General features: G+C 42.9%; 17 protein-coding genes. 14 read left to right on the top strand and 3 right to left on the bottom strand.

All coding sequences use genetic code 11. From position 1 onward, the window contains the following. Positions 1 to 57: 57 nt before the first annotated feature. Together FKQ60_RS04670 and nadE are read right to left on the bottom strand one after the other, a co-directional pair. Positions 58 to 1383 carry an anaerobic C4-dicarboxylate transporter gene (locus FKQ60_RS04670; protein ID WP_004397015.1) on the bottom strand — a complete coding sequence of 442 codons (1326 nt, stop codon included), beginning with the start codon at positions 1381 to 1383 and terminating at the stop codon, positions 58 to 60. 414 nt (positions 1384 to 1797) lie between these two features. Then, positions 1798 to 2637 carry an ammonia-dependent NAD(+) synthetase gene (gene nadE, locus FKQ60_RS04665; RefSeq protein WP_170906095.1) on the bottom strand — a complete coding sequence of 280 codons (840 nt, stop codon included), beginning with the start codon at positions 2635 to 2637 and terminating at the stop codon, positions 1798 to 1800. 130 nt (positions 2638 to 2767) lie between these two features. Between nadE and FKQ60_RS04660 the strand changes: the two genes are divergently transcribed. Next, positions 2768 to 3283: a nicotinate-nicotinamide nucleotide adenylyltransferase gene (locus FKQ60_RS04660; protein WP_170906094.1), complete on the top strand. Its 516-nt coding sequence runs from the start codon at positions 2768 to 2770 to the stop codon at positions 3281 to 3283. Between the two features lie 33 nt (positions 3284 to 3316). After that, positions 3317 to 3790 (top strand): hypothetical protein, encoded by a 474-nt coding sequence (locus tag FKQ60_RS04655; RefSeq protein WP_170906093.1) that lies wholly within the window; start codon positions 3317 to 3319, stop codon positions 3788 to 3790. Positions 3791 to 3892: 102 nt separating this feature from the next. On the opposite strand, the gene emrD is transcribed toward FKQ60_RS04655, so the two are convergent. Continuing rightward, entirely contained in the window at positions 3893 to 5098 is a 1206-nt protein-coding gene (emrD, locus tag FKQ60_RS04650; RefSeq protein ID WP_161425163.1) for a multidrug efflux MFS transporter EmrD, read from the bottom strand. Between the two features lie 323 nt (positions 5099 to 5421). Here emrD and FKQ60_RS04645 point away from each other — a divergent pair, with 323 nt between their 5' ends. From FKQ60_RS04645 to cas1c, 12 genes are all read left to right on the top strand, one after another. After that, a complete protein-coding gene (locus FKQ60_RS04645; RefSeq protein ID WP_170904376.1) occupies positions 5422 to 5700 on the top strand; it encodes a hypothetical protein in 279 nt (92 codons plus the stop codon). Between the two features lie 230 nt (positions 5701 to 5930). Beyond that, the gene (locus tag FKQ60_RS04640) at positions 5931 to 6839 is read left to right on the top strand and encodes a siderophore ABC transporter substrate-binding protein (protein WP_040905311.1); all 909 of its coding nucleotides are present in this window, start codon (positions 5931 to 5933) and stop codon (positions 6837 to 6839) included. Positions 6840 to 7113: 274 nt separating this feature from the next. Next, the gene (vctD, locus tag FKQ60_RS04635) at positions 7114 to 8052 is read left to right on the top strand and encodes an iron chelate uptake ABC transporter permease subunit VctD (protein ID WP_170906092.1); all 939 of its coding nucleotides are present in this window, start codon (positions 7114 to 7116) and stop codon (positions 8050 to 8052) included. Continuing rightward, a complete protein-coding gene (gene vctG / locus FKQ60_RS04630) occupies positions 8042 to 8992 on the top strand; it encodes an iron chelate uptake ABC transporter permease subunit VctG (RefSeq protein ID WP_170906091.1) in 951 nt (316 codons plus the stop codon). Before vctD ends, vctG begins: the two co-directional genes overlap by 11 nt. Positions 8993 to 8998: 6 nt before the next feature. Continuing rightward, a complete protein-coding gene (gene vctC, locus FKQ60_RS04625) occupies positions 8999 to 9760 on the top strand; it encodes an iron chelate ABC transporter ATP-binding protein VctC (protein ID WP_158145122.1) in 762 nt (253 codons plus the stop codon). 210 nt (positions 9761 to 9970) lie between these two features. Further along, positions 9971 to 11164, top strand: coding sequence for an acetate/propionate family kinase (locus tag FKQ60_RS04620; protein ID WP_110167169.1), 1194 nt, complete (start codon positions 9971 to 9973; stop codon positions 11162 to 11164). Between the two features lie 945 nt (positions 11165 to 12109). Beyond that, entirely contained in the window at positions 12110 to 14584 is a 2475-nt protein-coding gene (gene cas3 / locus FKQ60_RS04615; protein ID WP_170906090.1) for a CRISPR-associated helicase Cas3', read from the top strand. 31 nt (positions 14585 to 14615) lie between these two features. Next, a complete protein-coding gene (gene cas5c, locus FKQ60_RS04610; protein ID WP_170906089.1) occupies positions 14616 to 15320 on the top strand; it encodes a type I-C CRISPR-associated protein Cas5c in 705 nt (234 codons plus the stop codon). Then, on the top strand, positions 15317 to 17284 hold the full coding sequence (gene cas8c, locus FKQ60_RS04605; protein ID WP_170906088.1) for a type I-C CRISPR-associated protein Cas8c/Csd1: 1968 nt from the start codon (positions 15317 to 15319) through the stop codon (positions 17282 to 17284). The genes cas5c and cas8c overlap by 4 nt, the downstream gene beginning before the upstream one ends. A 16-nt stretch (positions 17285 to 17300) precedes the next feature. After that, positions 17301 to 18170, top strand: a complete 870-nt coding sequence (gene cas7c, locus FKQ60_RS04600) for a type I-C CRISPR-associated protein Cas7/Csd2 (RefSeq protein ID WP_099612544.1) — start codon at positions 17301 to 17303, stop codon at positions 18168 to 18170. After that, positions 18170 to 18793: a CRISPR-associated protein Cas4 gene (gene cas4, locus FKQ60_RS04595; RefSeq protein ID WP_170906087.1), complete on the top strand. Its 624-nt coding sequence runs from the start codon at positions 18170 to 18172 to the stop codon at positions 18791 to 18793. Before cas7c ends, cas4 begins: the two co-directional genes overlap by 1 nt. Further along, positions 18790 to 19821, top strand: a complete 1032-nt coding sequence (gene cas1c / locus FKQ60_RS04590) for a type I-C CRISPR-associated endonuclease Cas1c (protein ID WP_170906086.1) — start codon at positions 18790 to 18792, stop codon at positions 19819 to 19821. The genes cas4 and cas1c overlap by 4 nt, the downstream gene beginning before the upstream one ends. The last annotated feature ends 9 nt before the right edge of the window (positions 19822 to 19830 follow it).

Below are 19830 nucleotides of genomic sequence, written 5' to 3'. Positions count from 1 at the left end.
CAGCCGCATCGAGCGTAAACGATGCGGCTGGTTATTATCAGCTGAGTGGATTAGTGATTAACCAATCACAATTTGTCCGAGCACATAGCCGACACAACACGCACTGATCACGCCCACTAAACCGGGAGCCATAAATGAGTGGTTAAAATACCATTTGCCGATCTTGGTTGTTCCTGTCATATCAAAGTTCACGGTAGCGATATCAGAAGGGTAGTTCGGAATAAAGAAGTAACCGTACAGCGCAGGCATTAACCCGATCAATAACGCAGGTTCGAGCCCCAGTGCTACACCGACCGGTAGCATCATCTTCGCAACGACCGCTTGTGAGTTCACCACAACCGACACAATAAATAATGCTAGTGCAAAGGTCCAAGGATAGGCGTTCACCATATCAATGATCCCTGAGCGAAATTGTGGCATCGCATATTGAAAATAGGTGTCCGACATCCAAGCAATACCAAAAATGGCAATTGCAGCCACCATCCCCGATTTGAAAACTACGCCTTCTGGAACCGTTTTTGGATTAACTTTAGCGACCAATAAAATAATACCGCCGAAACAAAGCATCATCATTTGAATCACGGTCGCCATATCAATCGCCTTATTACCCGAAATCATTCTGACTTCAGGGAACATGGCGATCAAAACAATGATCACAATTGAGAGAATAAAGAGCATGACAGAATTCTTTGCCGCGGCTGGGAGGACTTCATCTAATGATGTGGCGGTTGTGCTAAGAATTTTCTCTTTGAAGATGGGATCTTTTAGCCGTTCTTGATAGTCCTGATCTTGCTCGAGCTCTTTACCTCTACGCATGCTGTAGAGCGACATCAACACGGTTCCAAATAACGTCGCAGGTACCGATACCATCAAAATAGATAAGAGCGTGATGTTGTGATTAATCGTCGATAGCTCTGCAAGATAGTAAACAACAGCGGCAGAAATGGGCGAAGCCGTAATGGCGATTTGTGAAGCAACGGAAGCGGCGGCCATCGGACGCTCGGGACGAATACCATTTTTTAATGCGACATCGCCAATGATCGGCATAATCGAGTAAACCGCATGACCCGTTCCAAGCAGAAAAGTCATGGTGTAGGTCACTAAAGGAGCAATCATAGTGACTTGTTTTGGGTTACGGCGTAACAATTTCTCAGCAACTTGCAGCATGTATTTTAAGCCACCCGCCGCTTCTAAGATCGACGCACAAGTGACCACGGCTAAAATGATCAACATGACCGTTACCGGAGGGGAGGTCGGCGGCATTTTAAAAATAAAGACTTCCACCACCAAGCCAATACCTGAGACAACACCAAGGCCTATCCCACCATAACGGGAACCAATGTATAACACTATTAATAGGAATAAGAATTCCAAATACAACATACTAACCTGACCTTATCATTAAAATTGGGTATCCCAATTCACTCGGATAGCGTGTCTAGAAATGCTCGGTATTTCATCTCTATCTTGCTGTTTAAGTGAGTCGGGTGAATATTCTGTGACTGAGACGATTCACTGCTCAATAAGTTGAATATCTTGGCGTAATTAACGGATTAACCAGCGTATTTTCTGATTTCATCCACAAAAAGTATGAAGTGAAGTTCACACATATTTACATTTTAAAAATGGAAGTGACTTATTGTGATCTTTGTCCCATTAAAATCCGAAAGAGTTAATTTTTTAAGGTGTTAATGTAGCCAAAGTGTAGTTTTTAACGCTGAAAGCAAGAAAAAGCCGAGCGGATGCTCGGCTGTTTTTAGGCAACGGAAGGCGAATCCGAATCATGCACCACGCTGGTTACAATGATTCGTCATAAATGGTTGGGATCGGCTGTCGTTTATGTTGAGTGACTTGATAGATATGAATCAAACGTTCAGCCACATAGCTAGGGACTGGTTTACCTTCTAAAAAATCATCAATTTGTTGATAAGTGAGATTAAGCGCGTCTTCATCGGCTTTTTGTGGAGCTAGCTCTTCTAAATCAGCCGTAGGGACTTTGTTAACTAAGACTTCAGGTGCGCCCAGTGTGGCGGCCAGTAAGCGCACTTGGCGTTTATTGAGACCAAACAGTGGCGCTAAATCACAGGCACCATCACCATATTTGGTGTAAAAGCCAGTAATATTTTCCGCAGAATGGTCGGTACCCAGCACCAAGCCACCAACATAGCCAGCGATTTCATATTGGGCAATCATACGTGCTCGCGCTTTGACATTGCCTTTGACAAAATCGACTTTGGCTTGATCATTAGGCAATAAGCCAGTGTTGGCGAGTGCTTGATGCGAAGCTGCATGTAAACCATCGACGCCCGCTTTAATGTTGACCGAGACCGCATGAGTGGGTTGAATAAACGATAAAGCTAACTGAGCTTCTTGCTCATCTTTTTGTTCACCATAAGGTAGGCGAACAGCAATAAATTGGTAAGTTTGCGTTTGTTGTTCTTGATTGAGTTGATCAACGGCGAGCTGTGCAAGGCGGCCACACGTGGTTGAATCGACACCGCCACTGATCCCAAGGACTAACGATTGACAGCCAGACGTTAAAAGTTTGCGTTTAATAAATGTGACGCGTCGTTCAATTTCAAAGTGAGGATCAATGCTAGGTTGTACGCGCATTTCTTGTCGAATGATGTGTTCCATAAGATTTCCTTTCTGGCTTGCTAAACCGAGGTGGCTAAGGCTCGCATAATGAGGTGACTTAGGTATATCATACCGCAAACATGAAATTAGAAAACCGTGAATACGGGCTGAGTCTTGAATTGAGGAAACGATGCAAAAAGTGGCCGTCTTTGGTAGTGCGTTTAATCCACCGTCACTAGGGCATAAACATGTTCTTGAGTCGTTGAGCCATTTTGATCGCGTATTATTAATCCCCAGCATTAGCCATGCTTGGGGTAAAACCATGCTGGACTACGCATTACGCTGTCGTTTAGTCGACGCTTTTATTAAAGACTTGGCTACCAGCCATATCGAGTTGTTGGCGATAGAGCAAGCGTTGTGGCAACCAGATCAGAGTGTGACAACTTATGCTCTGTTGACGCATTTACAGAGCCAATTGCCTGATGCTGAACTGACATTTGTGATTGGTCCAGATAACTTCTTTCGTTTCCACGAGTTTTATCGAGCAGAAGAGATTGTGCGGCATTGGTCGGTGATGGTCTGCCCAGAAAAAGTGAACATTCGTAGTACCGATATTCGTCAGGCTATCGCCGCGAAGGAAAATATCCAAGGCCTAACCACTCCGAGTGTTGCCGCTCTTCTTGAACAACTTCAGGTTTATCGCTAATCCTATGCAAAATACCCAAAGAATCATCGCCAAATGATGCAGCCGATAGTGTGGGGATGGTTGATGTTATCCAGTTCGGTAATGGACTGTTCGCCTTATGATGGTGTTGAGCCATCTTTATCAATCCGTTCGGTTATTTTGAGTCATCAAACGGTATGTGATGAATGGCGAGAAGCTAATTATACCGGGTTGACTTTGTCGGTGAATCGATCAGAGAAAGCGGATGACTACTGGACGGGCTGGGTTGCTGATGGTGTTATCAAGGCTGACCCGATAGTCAGTTCTAATTATCAGCAAGGTTATTTTGGCGTCAGTGTCTGGATGCCGGATGAGCTTGCTGAGCAAGAAGCGGAAATGACTTTAGAAGAATGGTTAAAAAATCACGGTGTCGCGCTTAGCTTGGCTTATGGCGATAAGAGAAACGGTTTACCTCGTTTACGCCTCGACTATCGTTGGCATGAAATGTCGCAAACCGATTGGTTTTTACAGCTTGAAATCCCTTTTTAATCCTGAAAAATTAATCACAAAGCAGCAGGGGCGTATTGATTACGCCCCTGGTTTGTTTGAGGTTATACTCAAACAACCTCAAATCGAAAGAACATGGTCATATCAAATTGGTAGTGGCATTGACTGTGATGGGTCTTGCGGCTTGTAGACTCGCTTTAAACCCAGTATCGCCAGCATGGACATCAATAACATAATGATCCCCAGAGGAAGCTGGTTAGTCGTAGGAAACAAAGAGGCGGTTAGCGTGGCTAAGCCCGCGCCTAAGTTTTGCATTCCGCCTAATATCGCACCACCAGTACCAGCATGGTAAGGCAGCGGATTGAGCGCTCCGGTTGTCGCCGCTGGGAACAAAATGCCCGCACCGAGAAAATACACCGTTGCGCCACCAATGAGTGTTAATGCGGTCGTTTGGTCAAATAGACCAGGGATAAGGACAATCATTGAGCCACAAAAAATCGCCATTAGACCGACACGCAACGCTTGTTTTTCACTGTATTTTTGCGCGACGACGCTAGATAACCAAGCACCAGCTAAGTAACCCGGAATGGGCGTGACAAACAATAAGCTAACGGTCGTCGCTGGCAGAGCTAAGACGCCACCCAATAATACGCCTGCAGCCGCTTCAAAGACCGCTAAACCAGCGAAGGTCGCGACTAAGCAGATTAAGTAACCTTGAAAGCGGTGATCCGACATCACAAACTGATAACTGCGCATCACAGGTTCTTTTCTGCGGTTCGCTTTCGGTAAGGTCTCGACTAGGCTAGTCAGCATTGTAATCAGCACTGCAATTGCAAATAGCGATAAAAACAGATAGCTAGATCGCCAGCCAAACGCTTCGGTTAAGTAGCCACCCAATACTGGCGCAATCAGTGGTGAGAAAATCAAACACATACTGATCAAGCTGTTGGCTTGATGAAGTTTACTGCCGGTAAAACAGTCACGGGTGAGTGTACGGCACATCGCGCCACCACAGCCAATACCAAGACCTTGAATAAAGCTACCAGCTAAAAACCAGTGGTACTGATGAGCGAATAATGCCATCAAAGTCCCGAAAATATAAATAATCAATCCGACAATGATGATCGGTTTTCGGCCTAAGCGGTCAGACAGTGGCCCATAAGCAAACTGTGATAGACCATAGGGAATCAAATAACACGCCATCACGGCTTGTAGCGCTGATGGAGAAACTAAAAACTCTCCAGCCATATGACCAATAGATGGGACATACATGGTTTGTGTCATTTGACCTACTGCTGCTAAAATTGCGATCAAGAAAGTCAATTTGACTAATGGAAATGTTGCCGACATTACGTTCTCCACCTAACAACATTAAAGCGTGAGGATTGATATCAAGGATGAATAAAAACAACCAGCAAACCAGTGTTTACGGCGCGTGATATTAGTCATCAGTATACGGTTAATCAATCAAAAAGTGATGAAGCTAGCACGATATAATTCTATACTTATGATTAGATAAACTAATCCGAATTGATGGTGCTAACTTAACCTATTATTGGATGATATGAATTAATGCCACGTTAATGATAAGGTTTTTTTTAGGCTGGCTATTGCTTTCGGTCTTTGGAGTCTCTACATTGTTTAAATGAGAATCAATATCATATGTGGTGTTTATGTTAGCGTGGTTAGCAACGGTGGTTTTTTTAGTTGGGATGGGGATGAAAGTGGCGGTTTCGTCACGTTGGCTCATTAGTGTGATTGGCGTGGTCACCTTATTATCGTGGTCTGCATGGTTCGATATACGTTTGGTTTGTCTCGGGCTATTTATTTCAGCCCCTTTTATTGTTCGTTTCACCCGCCAGCATACGGCGAAGTTATGTTTTTTACTGTGTGTATTGGGATCGACGCTTGCTAGCCTACTCATCACCTTATTGACTCTTCGTCCAGTATAACTGCGGTTGATTTTCTCAATCGATTGATAGAGCGTTTTAATTGTCTTTTATCATCAATAATATGAATGGCAGACGATAGTCAATATTGTGGTTAAAGGATTTTAGCGTTCAATCTTAACCAAATCGGACGATGGCTATTGCGAGGGAAAACAGAACTGGTTATAGTTCTCGACACTAATGCGAATGCTTATCAAAATATATCGCAGTCATTTTCGCCAGTAAGGAATCGTATGAAATCAATAATCAGTTGGGCAGCATTGGGCTTGCTCACTTCAATGTCAGTCCACGCCGCCAATGTGACCATTGAGCATCAAATGGGTAAAACCACCTTACCGCAAAATCCTCAACGTGTGGTGGTCATTGGTGTTGGCCCATTAGACGCTGTTGATTATTTTGGAATTAATCCTGTCGCCGTATCAAAAGTTGCCGAGTTGCCGGATTATTTAGCCAAATACCGAGGAGATGATTACGCTCCTGCAGGTTCGTTATTTGAGCCTGATTTTGAGCGTATTTTTATGCAAAAACCGGATCTGATCATTACTGGTCCGCGCGCTGCACGAACGGCTTATGATGAATTGAATAAAATTGCGCCAACCGTAGTATTTGCGGTGGATGATAACCAGCCGTATTGGCAGAGCACTCAAGCTCAGTGGCGCAATTTAGGTAAAATTTTTGCTATTGAAGATAAAGTTGAAGAAAAAATTGCCCAGTTAGATCAAAAATTCGCTGAAGTTAACGCTTACAATCAACAGCATCACGCACAAGCGATGACGGTGATGAGTTCTGGTGGCAATATTACCACCTTTGGCGCTAATTCCCGCTTTGCTGCGATTTATAAAGATTTTGGATTCAGTGAGGCCGCACAGGTTAAGCAAACGGCTAACCATGGTAACTTGGTCTCTTACGAATATATCCGTCAAAATAATCCTCAAACGTTGTTTATTATCGACCGCGATAAGTTGGTCAATAAAGGACAAAGCCATACGCGTGATGAATTTGAAAATCCATTGATTAAAGCGACCGATGCCTATAAGCAAGATCGGATGGTATTTTTAGATTTGAATGCTTGGTATTTATCGATTGCCGGTGTGACGGCGACCGAGCAGATGTTAAGTGATATGCAAGTTAGCCTCCATTAATCCTATCGGTTTTCTGTGTGAGACTGCTGTCTTGTTAATGCTCAATAATCGTCATTAGCCAGCGGTTTCACATGGTTTACATTAGGTCACTAACAGACTTGGTTGATGCTCTGAGTCTGTTAGCGCTCTGAGATAGCTATCATCAACCAATCGTTATTGAAGCTTGTGGATTAACGAAACTGGTTTTCTCTACTCATCATAAGATCGATGCTCTAGGCTTTGCTTACCTTCTTGCTAGATTTGATTTCATTTTTGTCGTTATTTGAGGTTAACTTTGAAAAAGTTATTACTCGTGCTCCTATTCCTGAGTTTAGTTTCCTTGTTTGTTGGTGTGGGACAACTGTCTTTTTCTGCGTTGATGCAAGGGGATGAAGTGGCTTGGCAATTGTTGTTGACGAGCCGTATACCGCGTTTATTGGCAGTACTTTTAGCCGGTGGTGGATTGAGCATTGCTGGTCTTATCATGCAGCAAATTAGTCAAAACCGTTTTGCTGCGCCTTCAACGTCCGGCACGATCGAATGTGCGATGCTTGGCTACGTGCTGAGCTTAGTGATTTTTGGTCATGGCGAGAGCTTATTACTGATTTTCTCGACGGCGATGATCGGTACCTTGATGTTTGTGCAACTGATCCAACGTATTCAATTTAAGAATGTGGTGTTTGTTCCGCTGATCGGGATTATCTTTGGCAGTGTTGTTCAATCTGCCGCGACCTTCATCGCTTATCGTTATGACGCATTACAAAACTTATCGGGTTGGGCGGTGGCTAATTTTGCTAATTTACTGAGTGGTGACTTCGAGCTGCTGTATATTGCGATTCCGGTCGCTATGTTGAGCTATTTATATGCCGCAAGAATATCCGCTGTTGGGATGGGTAAAGATTTTGCGATTAATCTCGGTCTTAATTATCAACAAGTGCTTACTCTCGGTGTGTGTTTGGTTTCCATTATGGCGGCATCGGTGGTGATGATCGTTGGACAATTGCCCTTTTTAGGATTGATCGTCCCTAATCTAGTCAGTTATTTTTATGGCGATAACCTGCGTAAAAATATTCCACGCACTGCGCTGTTTGGCGCTTCCCTCGTTCTACTCTGCGACATTATCAGTCGTGTGCTGATTTTTCCTTATGAAATACCGATTTCGATGATCATCAGTATTATTGGCGGCATTGCGTTTATCGTGTTGATTTTGAGAGGTCCTCAGCATGCAAGATAAACATAAAACGATATTGATGATAGTACTGGCGTTATTATTTGCCGTTCTGTTTATTAGCGTTGGCCTTAACGCCGATAACTATCAGTATTTTTTGTCTCGTCGGATCCCCAAAGTGTTAGCGATTGTGGTAGCTGCTATTGCTATTGCTCAATCCTCTTTAGCTTTTCAAACCATTACTCACAATAGAATTTTGACGCCGAGTATCATGGGGTTTGACGCCTTGTACCTTTTGGTGCAAGTGTTAGTGGTGGTTTTATTTGGCAGCTTCAGCGTGATTATGCTCAATAGCTATTTAAATTTTGCGTTATCGGTTGCTGCTATGCTGGTGTTTTCGAGTTTGCTTTTCACTTTCTATTTTCGCCGTCAGCGCAATAACATTATTGTTCTTTTGTTGTTGGGGGTTATTTTAGGTCAACTATTTTCGAACTTTTCCTCATTTTTCATTATGTTGATGGATCCAAATGACTTTGCGGCGATACAAGCCAAAATGTTTGCCAGCTTCAATAATGTTAACGTGAAATTGGTTTATGCCGTCTCTCCGTTATTACTTGTGGTGAGTTATTTACTGTTCCGTATGCATCGTACACTCGATGTTTTTTGGCTCGATAATGATAATGCGATCAGCCTCGGCGTTAATGTCAAGCGCACCACGCGTGATGTCATGTTGCTGAGTGCCGTGTTGGTTTCTATTTCGACGGCTTTAGTGGGGCCAGTAATGTTTTTCGGTTTGCTGGTGACCAATTTAACTCGTGAATGGTTACGCTCTTATCAGCATCGTGTGCTGCTGATCGCTTGCTCTGCTATGTCGGTCGTCGCCCTTTTAGGCGGTCAATGGATAGTAGAAAACGTATTCTCATTCGGTACTACCTTGAGCGTGATTATTAACTTCATTGGTGGGATTTATTTCCTCTCTCTTCTCTTGCGTAATAAAGTGGTGTAGCCCGTTATGATTCAATTAGACAAACTGACCAAGTATTTCGGCTCTCAAGCTGTGGTTCATCAAGCGAGCGCGCAATTTTCGAAAGGCCAGGTGACCTCAATTATTGGCCCGAATGGGGCAGGCAAGAGCACTTTGTTATCAATGGCAAGCCGTTTAATGTCACGTGATGAAGGTAAGGTTTGGATTGAAAGCCGTGAATTGGTGGATTGGGATACCAAAAGCCTCGCCAAAAAACTGTCCGTTTTACGTCAAGCCAACAATCTGACCATGCGCTTTACCGTACGTGAGTTGGTTGCTTTTGGGCGTTTTCCACATTCTCAAGGTAAGCTCACGGTAGAGGATAACGCTATTATTGATCAAGCGATTGCCTATCTTGATATTAAAAGCATGGAGCATAAATACCTTGATGAATTGAGTGGTGGTCAACGTCAACTGGCGTTTATCGCGATGGTCATGGCTCAAGATACCGATTGTGTTTTCTTGGATGAACCGCTGAATAACTTGGATATCAAACACTCACTGCAGATTATGGAAACGATCCGCCGTCTGGCGCATGATTTAAACAAAGCGGTCGTAGTGGTCATTCACGATATCAATTTTGCTTCCTGTTATTCCGACCGGATTATCGCTCTAAAAAAGGGAATGGTAGTGGCCAGTGGTTCGGTGGAAGAGGTAATCCAAGCTTCGGTACTAGAAGACATTTACGAAACGCCTTTTCGAGTCTTAGAGCTGGAAGGGAAACGAATGTGTCTTTATCACACCGCATAAGGAGGTGGCCTTATCAAGGCCAATAAGGGCGGAGAAATATTTCTCGCTAGAAAAGAATAGATTATTTGTTACAGATCAATAAAAGAAGCGGCTTAACTGGGCAAAACAACAAAACAAAAGTTGAAAGATTCAAAAATTATTGAATAATGGGTGGCACGAAAAAAGAGAAGCGCAGGCTTCAAACTCATAGTCGAATACAGGATACTCCCCATGTCGAACTCGTACGTGTTGGTTATTAACTCTGGTAGCTCATCACTGAAATTTGCGGTTATTGATTCTAATACGGGTGATGCCGTATTGAGTGGTCTCGGTGAATGCTTTGGGCTGGATGATGCTCGAATGAGCTGGAAATGTAACGGAGAAAAAGCCAGTTGCACCATTCAAGGTGAAAATAACCACCATCAGTTAGCGGTAGAAAAACTGGTTGAGTTAGTCAAAACTTACGGTCTTATCGATGAGGTGGTGGCGATAGGACACCGCGTCGTTCATGGCGGTGAAAAGTTCACAAAAACCGTTAAGTTAGATGAGAAAATTGTACAAGAAGTCGAAGCGTTGAGTGATTTAGCTCCGCTGCATAACAAAGCTCATGCGATTGGTATGCGTGCAGCGATGCATGCTTTTCCTGAGCTGCCACAGTTTGCGGTTTTTGATACCGCCTTCCACCAAACGATGCCACCGAAGGCTTACACCGGTGGTATTGCTAAATCGCTTTATACCGAATTTGGTATTCGCCGATATGGTTTTCATGGTACCAGCCATTACTTCGTCAGTCGTGAAGCGGCCAAAATGCTCAATAAGCCCATTGAACAAAGCAGTTTTATCTCTGTTCATTTAGGTAATGGTGCATCCGTTTGTGCGATTAAAGATGGTCAGAGTGTTGATACCAGTATGGGCTTTACTCCCTTATCTGGTTTGATGATGGGTACTCGATGCGGTGACCTTGACCCTGGGATCATTGAATTCTTGTTGAAAAAAGGGTGGACGCAAGAGCAGGTATTTAACTCATTAAATAAAGCGTCTGGTTTCCTTGGTGTGTCCGGTTTAACCAGTGATGCGCGTGGTATCCTTGAAGCCATGGATCAAGGCCACGAAGGTGCGACGTTAGCCTTCCAAGTGTTTACTTACCGCGTGGCTAAATACATCGCTTCTTATCTTGCTGCCCTAGATTCTTTAGATGGAATTATTTTTACCGGTGGTATTGGTGAAAATGCCCTGCCTATCCGCCGTGAAATCTTACGTAATTTAAAAATTCTTGGTTTTGTGGAAGATGAGCAAGGTAATGAGCAGGCTCGTTTTGGTAATGCAGGGATTATTGCAAGATCAGAACCATTAGGCGCAGTGGCCCTTGTTGTGCCTACTAATGAAGAATTTGTAATTGCTCAGCAGTCGATTGAATTACTGTAATTAATAGTAAAAAGCGAGCTTCGTGCTCGCTTTTTTTGATTCTGCTGTTGGATAGACCATCGCTAAGCACGCGAAGATAATCGATTGGTTTGTGTTAAGACTAATATCAGCAAAGCAATTACGATCACCGCCACAGATAGATGAGTGCTACCGCTGTTAACCAAATCAGTTTCTCTAACAGTCACATTGCTTTCATGTACTCGTTGTAGTTTACTTTTTATCACTCAAACTAAAATACATCAGCCAGTAGGTTGAATTTCCTCAGTCTTGACTATTTTGATTCCGCCTTTTTCATTAGCTTGAATGCCATAGTTAGGAGGCGACTAACGTAGTTTTTACTTGTTCTCACTGACATTATGGCGAACATGATTCAATTGTGTTTGTCGTTCGAATATGCATTCAATACTCGCCAGAAAATCATAGAATAACAGTAACTTTCTTTGTCTTCCGTCAATTTGAAGTGAAGATAAGTGTTCGAGCAAGGCTTGTCGTTCATTCTCAATCACTTGAGCCAACAATCATTGAGATCTCATTTTTAAAAGTCCACTCAACGTGTTTTCTGGTTTGTGCGGTTCTATAGCGCTATTATGGTTTTTTATGCACTGCAATTAGTTGATTTTTATGGCGTCACAATCAACTGGTTTGGCAATATTTTTTCCGATGTATACCTAAACCACCTGGAGTTGCAGCTAGATGGCAAGTGAGCAAAAAATTTGAACAGCCCTAGGCTTACCTGTGGTGAGAGCCAAGGATGGCTCTCATAATACCTATGAGCATAGGCAAGCGATGTGATTAGAGTGAACGAACGTAGCTTTAGGTAGGAATGGTATACCAGTAATTACTATCGCTCGCTGACTTTAGAGCTTTATTAAAGATAGAAGTGAATGCCGATATAAACTGGGCGGCTAGTTTTATCTAGAATGTTACACAGTTGGAACGATGCTGATGAATGATTTAAGGCTGAGTGAATTTTATATTGCCCATCCCGATAGTGAGCATGGGCACCATCAAAGCGTTTATGCTCACTTAACAGCGGTGAGCGAACTAGCTGGCAGGTTTGCTGCAAAAATAGGTTTTGCCGAACAAGGGCAACTGATTGGGTTAATGCATGACTTTGGTAAATACAGCAGAGCATTTCAAGCATATATGCGGCTGATTATTGCTGAGCAAACGGGCTATAATCCAGATAATGATGAGGGGAGTTTTGAAAGTTCAAATAGCAAAAGCTTAAAAGGGAAAATTGACCATTCAAGCGCAGGTGCACAATGGGTGATTAATGTACTGTTGCCCCATTTAAATCATTTACGGCAACAAGACCAAACTCTAATTCCTTACGGGTTAGCCATTGCTCAAGCACTAAGTCTGTGTATCGCCTCGCACCACAGCGGGTTGATTGATAGCTTGTCAGAAAATGAAAATGTTTTTGCAAATCGGATTAAAAAGCATGATGAATTAACCCATCAAAAAGAATGCACTAAAAACGCTGATCCTGATTTACTTTCACAGGCGCAGTCACTCGCAAGTTTTGAATTTCTTTTAAAAAGCAGCTGCAACCTTAAAAGTATGTTTGATCGATACGGACTTTCAGCTATTGAGCATGATTACTACCTTGGCATGTTTACAAAAATGTTGTTTAGTTGCCTAATTGATGCCGACCGAATTGATAGTGCCGACTTTGAGCAGCCAAGCAATAAACCTGAGCGTTTTAAGCAACCTAATTGGGCGTCTGCTTGCGATCAAATTGAAAGCTTTATTGCACAGTTTGAGCCAGTCAATCCCATCGATCATATTCGTGCTGAAATATCAGACAACTGTTTTAATCGCGCACAAGGTGAAACAGGCATTTACAGTTTGACTGTCCCAACGGGTGGTGGAAAAACTTACGCTAGCCTGCGCTTTGCACTGCATCACGCTAAAAAACATAACCTTGATAGGATCATCTACATCATTCCGTTTACCTCAATTATTGAGCAAAATGCCAATGCCATTCGTGAAGTTTTGGGTGAAATAGACTCAGATGATTGGGTATTAGAGCACCATTCAAATTTGGAGCCAGAGCAACAAACGTGGCGTTCAAAACTGGCATGCGAAAATTGGGATAAGCCCATCGTGCTCACAACCATGGTACAGTTTCTTGAAAGTATGTTTGCAAATGGTACGCGTGGATCAAGGCGGTTACATCAACTTAGTAATGCGATACTGGTGTTTGATGAAATCCAAACACTCCCTATTCGTTGTGTTCATTTATTCAATAACACCATTAACTATTTAACGCGGTTTTGTAACACCACGGCGGTAATGTGTACCGCGACCCAGCCTTTACTCAATCAGTTACCCGAACAAATCAAGCCGTTTGGCGAATTGCAATTACCGCTAGAAAATGAACTAACCCCTAATATTGAAAAGCTTTATCAACAGCTAGAACGAGTGAGAATAAAAAACGTCACCAAAAAAGAGGGTTGGAATGAGGTCGCAATCACTGAACTAGTACAACAGCAATTATCAGCGGTACAAAGCTGTTTGGTGATTGTAAATACCAAAGTTTGGGCAAAGCAACTGTTTCAAGCATTGCAAAGTCAAGTTCTTGATGGGACGAAAATATTCCATTTAAGTACGGGCATGTGTTCGGCTCATCGCAAGCAAATTCTAGATGAAGTTAGAGCGCGGTTATCAGGCGGGTTGGCCACTTTATGTATCAGTACTCAGCTTATTGAAGCCGGTGTTGATGTCGATTTTGGCTGCGTTATACGTTTTGTCGCTGGTCTTGACTCAATCGCTCAAGCTGCTGGACGTTGTAATCGAAATGGCAAACAAAAAAAGGGTCATGTGTTTGTGCTTAACCCTGCAGAAGAAAATGTCGGTATGCTACACGATATTAAAACAGGCATTGCTGCTTCAAACCGAATATTCACCGAGTTTTCTGAAGAAGATTTGCTTAAACCGCAAGCAATGAGTCAATATTTTCAATACTACTTTTATGAGCGCCATAAAGAGATGAGCTATCCGGTTAAGCAAGATCAAAGCATACTTAACTTGCTAAGTAGTAATCAAAGAAATATCAATAAAACACCGTTTGCTCTGAGACAGTCTTTCATGACTGCCGCGAAACAGTTTAAAGCCATTGATGCGCCTGTGCATTCCGTAATCGTGCCATTTAATGAGGAAGCGCAAAGCATCATCACACACTTATGTGCGCTTGATAAGCGCTTTGATGTGGCAAGTTACCGCGGTTTATTAAAAGCTGCACAAAAGTACAGTGTGAATATTTTCCCTAATGTATGGCAAAAACTCACCGATCAGCAGGCGGTGTACCCAATAGCTCAAGACGAAGCTGTGTTTTATTTAAGTGAAGAATTTTACAGTCAAGATTTTGGTTTGAGCTTAGAAGTAACAAATGCTCAGCAAGATTTAATTTTTTAAATACAACCATGTTTTTAACAAGGAGAGCCATGTGAAAAACAGTATTAGTTTTAGATTATGGGGCAGGTATGCGTTATTTACCGACCCCATAACTAAAGTGGGAGGTGAAAAGTGCACTTATCACATTCCTACTTACGAGGCGATTAAAGGGATTTTAAAATCCATCTATTGGAAACCAACCCTTATTTGGCATGTTGATAGAGTCAGGGTAATAAAACCACTACGCACTCAAACGAAGGGAACAAAGCCGTTGAATTGGGGAGGCGGTAATACTTTGGCGTATTACACCTTTTTGCATGATGTTGAGTACCAAATTGAAGCCCATTTTGAATGGAATGTACACCGACCTGAATTAGCGAAAGATCGTGTTGACGGTAAGCATTTTACCATTGCTAAACGCATGCTGGAAAAAGGCGGACGACAAGACATCTTTCTAGGTACCCGCGATTGTCAAGGTTATGTTGAACCTTGTCTTTTTGGGGAGGGTGAAGGGGCTTACGATGATATTGACGAGCTAGGTTTTGGCTTAATGTTCCATAGTTTTGGTTACCCTGATGAAACAGGCAACAACGAACTGATTAGTCGATTCTGGCATGGCGTAATGAAAAACGGCGTCATTGAATATCCTCATGTAACAGCATGCCCAGTAACGCGTCACGTGAGAAAAATGGACGCAAAAAGTTTTGAGCTTGAACAAAATGTGCAGAGTGTTGAGCAAACGGAGAGCATTTTATGACTTGGTTAATGACGCTCTATAAAACCTATGATGAGCTTGAAAAACTCAATGATATGCTGCCATTTGAACAGCAAGTGATGCCGATTTGTCATACTCCACAAACAGCACATATTCACATCGTGATTAACAATCAAGGTGAATTTGTTCGTGCTGAAGTATTAGAAAAAACGGTTTTAGTTCTCCCAGCGACTGAGTCATCAGCGGGTAGAGCAAGTGGGCTAGCACCACATGCATTGGCAGATAAAATCCAATACGTTGCCAAAGATTACGCTGATTTCGGTGGTATTAAAAAGTCTGGCTTTGAATTGTATCAAGCGCAATTAAAAGCTTGGTGTGATTCAGAGCATGGCCACCCAGTAGTGTGTGCTGTCTACCAATACATAGAGAAAGGCACTGTGGTTACAGACTTGGTTGCCGAAAATGTTCTACATGCACAAGATGGGCACTTACTGACTAAGTGGCAAGATGAAGGCGAAGCTCCTGCGTTATTAAAAATCCTGCCGAAAGAAAAAGGTTTGTTTGATCAAGGTTCTGCGTTAGTTTGTTGGAGTGTAGAAACACCTGGTGAACCACAATCAAAAACTTGGCTTGATCCAAGTATCCAGCAAAGCTGGATTGCTTTTGATAGCCAAAATGGTGATAGCACAGCCATGTGCTACGCCACTGGTGAAGAAAAACTGGCTGCGAGCAACCACCCAGCGAAGATACGTCATAGTGGTGATAAAGCTAAATTAATCTCTGCCAACGATAAAAGCGGTTACACCTTCCGAGGTCGTTTTTTATCCAATGAAGAAGCTTGTAACATTAGCTTTGAAGTGACACAAAAAGCGCACAATGCACTGCGTTGTTTGTTAACTAAGCAAAGTGTTTTTAGAAATGGCGATCAAGTTTATTTAGCTTGGGCAGTATCAGGCAAAGAGGTCCCTAAACCTACCGAACTAGACTTCAGTGACTTGGCAAGTTTGTTAGCAGAAACCGACCAAGTTGAGCACACGCGGGATTTAGGTCGAGCATACGCCAATCAATTAAAGCGTTACTTTAACGGTATAAAAACGAAAAACCAGTTGGATGACAATGAGCAAATTGCACTGCTCGGGCTAGATTCCGCGACGCCGGGACGAATGGGTATTTTGTATTACCGTGAAACCATAGCCAAAGAGTTTTTAGCGCGATTAGAGCAGTGGCAGCTCGATCTGGGTTGGCAGCAGCGAGCCAAAATAAACGAACAGTGGCAATGGGTTTATAGTGCCCCGAGCTTATTCCGAGTGCTTGATGGTGTATACGGTGATGTACTTAAATCTGCTGACACCTTAAAGAAAAACCTCATTACCCGTTTATACCCCTGTATCGTTGAGGGCAAACCGATTCCGCAAGACATCATGCACAGTGCGTTTCGCCGTGCAATTAACCGCGTTGCCTATAAATCTGATCAAACTTGGCTTTGGTTGCAAAATTTAGGCATTGCCTGCTCACTGATCAAAGGTTTTTACATCCGAACAACCCATTCAACTATTCAAAAGGAATACCCAATGGCATTACAACAAGATAATGCCAGTCGCGACTATTTGTTTGGTCGTTTACTGGCGGTGGCTAACAAGATTGAAAAAGTTGCGCTCTCAAGTAGTGAAGCAAATCGTTTAACCACGGCAGAGCGTTTTATGACGCAATTTGTGAATAGACCCGCTTCAACGTGGCTAAACATCAGCAATGCCTTAGTACCGTATCAGCAAAGACTGTTTAATAACTACCAAGGATACGACAACGCAACAAAAGCACTGCTTATGCAAATAACCGATAGGTTTAATCCTGCCGACTTTACCTCAAACCAAAAACTTACCCCTGAATTTTTGCTTGGTTTTCACAACCAAATGATGTGGCTAGAAACTCATAAAGTAGAGAAAGGCCAATGGGTTAAGAAAGTGAATGACGAACAAGTTCAAGAAAACTTAGAAGAAACAGTTTAAGAAAAGGAATATCACTATGACTTTACAAAATAAAATCGACTTTGCATTAATTTTTAACGTATTAAACGCTAACCCAAATGGTGACCCTCTTAATGGCAACCGCCCGCGCACCGATTACGAGGGCTTTGGTGAAATTACCGATGTTTGTTTAAAGCGCAAAATCCGTGATCGTTTACAAGAAGCGGGAGAAAGCATTTTTGTTCAATCGGATGAAAGGAAAACCGATGGCATGACAAGCTTACGCAACCGAGCTGAATCAGACGAGGTTGGTGTAGGCAAAGAGGCATTCAACAGTAAAAAAACGGCACCAAGTCAAGCCGCAAAATTATGTTGTGAAAAATGGCTCGATGTACGTGCATTTGGTCAAGTTTTTGCGTTTAAAGGAACAGGCTCGGATGGTGTATCTATTCCAATCCGTGGGCCTGTTACGATTCAAAGCGCGTTTAGTATTGAGCCAGTGAGTATTACTAGCACACAAATTACCAAGAGCGTTAGTGGCGAAGGTGATGGCACCAAAAAATCATCAGACACCATGGGGATGAAGCATCGTGTAGATAAAGCCACCTATGTTGCTTTCGGTGCCATGACCCCTCAGTTGGCTGAGAAAACAGGCTTCAGTGATGAAGATGCAGAAAAAATCAAAGCGGTATTAGTCAAACTCTTTGAAGGTGATGCATCATCAGCGCGTCCCGAAGGTTCTATGGGTATTTCACATCTTATATGGTGGAAGCATGGCTCTAAGTCTGGTCAGTATTCTTCAGCAAAAGTGCATCAAACGCTAAGAGCTCATATTGAACAAGGTTTACCGCTTGAAACGACGGCGTTGAACGATTCACTGGTAAGCGCTTTACAAGGTCTAGAGCCAGAAGTGATCGAGGGTTTCTAATGATTGATGCTCGCCTAATCAACATCTCCGCTCTACAACACTTTGCTTTTTGTCAGCGCCAATGCGCGCTGATCCACTTAGAGCAAGTGTGGCAAGAAAACTACCTAACGGCACACGGGCGGCAGTTACATGAGCGAGTGGATAATGGCGAGCCAGAAACTCGTAAAGGGGTGCGTTTTGAACGTGGCGTAGTGGTGACTGCGCCACAATTAGGCGTAACAGGCAAATTAGACTTATTAGAGCACCATAAAATCAGCAACCAATTTGTCCCCGTTGAATATAAACGAGGGAAACCAAAAGCCAACGATATCGATAAAGTACAGCTGTGCGCGCAAGCCTTATGTATTGAAGAAATGCTATCCGTTGAGGTTACCAATGGCGCACTTTGGTATTGGCAAACGCGCAAACGCATTGAAATTGAATTCGATAACTCACTGCGAACGCAAACTAAAGCCTTGATTACCCAAGTACAACGGTTGTTTGCAAACTGGAAAACACCTCCGCCAACCAAAGGTAAACACTGTAAGGCATGTTCTTTAATTGAGATCTGTCAGCCAGATTTAACCTATAAAGATGGTTCAAGCGGTTACGTAGCCGGATTGTTTAACACGGAGGCGGAATGAAAAAACTGCAAAACTCACTTTATATCACCAAAGATGGCGTCTATTTGCATAAGCAACGCGAAACCTTACTCATTGAACAAAAAGTGGAGGGTGAAAAGCAAAAACTGATGCAACTTCCCATCCATTCGATTGGTAGCATCTTTTGTTTTGGCAATATTATGGTTTCGCCGCAGTTACTTGGCTTTTGTGGTGAAAATGGTACACACCTCGCTTTTTTTGATATGCATGGCCGCTTTCTCGCCAATGTGGTTGGCAAACAAACGGGCAATGTATTGCTGCGTAGGCAGCAGTTTAATGTTCAGGAGCAAGCTGCAAATGAGCTTGCCAAGCATATTGTTGCTGCAAAAATACGTTCATCTCGCATGTTGCTTTTACGCTTTAGGCGCAATCACAACAGTACGCCACAGTTAGAAAAAGCCATTGAGCGTTTAAAACAAATTATTGAGCAACTCAAGGGAGTGACTGGCTACGACACTATTTTAGGACTAGAAGGAGAGGCCGCATCACATTACTTCTCGGCGTTCGCTGACATGTTTAAAGGTAACGAAAGCAAACAGTTATTTTATAAGCGCACTCGAAGGCCGCCTAAAGATCCCGTTAATGCGGTTATTTCACTGCTTTACTCTGTATTAGGGCAAGAGATCAGCGGGGCATTACAAGGAGTTGGCTTAGATCCTCAGGTCGGTTTTTTACACAAAGAGCGTCCGGGTAGAAATAGTCTCGCCCTTGATTTTTTAGAAGAGTTTAGAGCCTATATTGTCGATAGTATTGCCTTAAAACTCTTTAATAATAAAAGCCTCACCACGAAGGACTTTGAGGTAGATTGTCTTGGGGGAGTCACCATAAAAGACGACGCGCGTAAGTTGGTTTTTCAGGCTTATCAAGCTAAAAAACAAGAAGAAGTCATACATCCATTTTTGCAAGAAAAGGTGCAAATTGGTTTATTACCACATGTCCAAGCCATGTTACTAGCCCGGCATTTACGTGGTGATTTAGCCCATTATCCGCCATTTGTGATCAAAAAATAAGGAGAGTGC

The organism is Vibrio sp. A11, from assembly GCF_013048705.1.
Taxonomy (GTDB): domain Bacteria; phylum Pseudomonadota; class Gammaproteobacteria; order Enterobacterales; family Vibrionaceae; genus Vibrio; species Vibrio metschnikovii.
The sequence above is the reverse complement of the archived record's forward strand: the minus strand, read 5'-3'. Positions and strand labels throughout refer to the sequence as shown.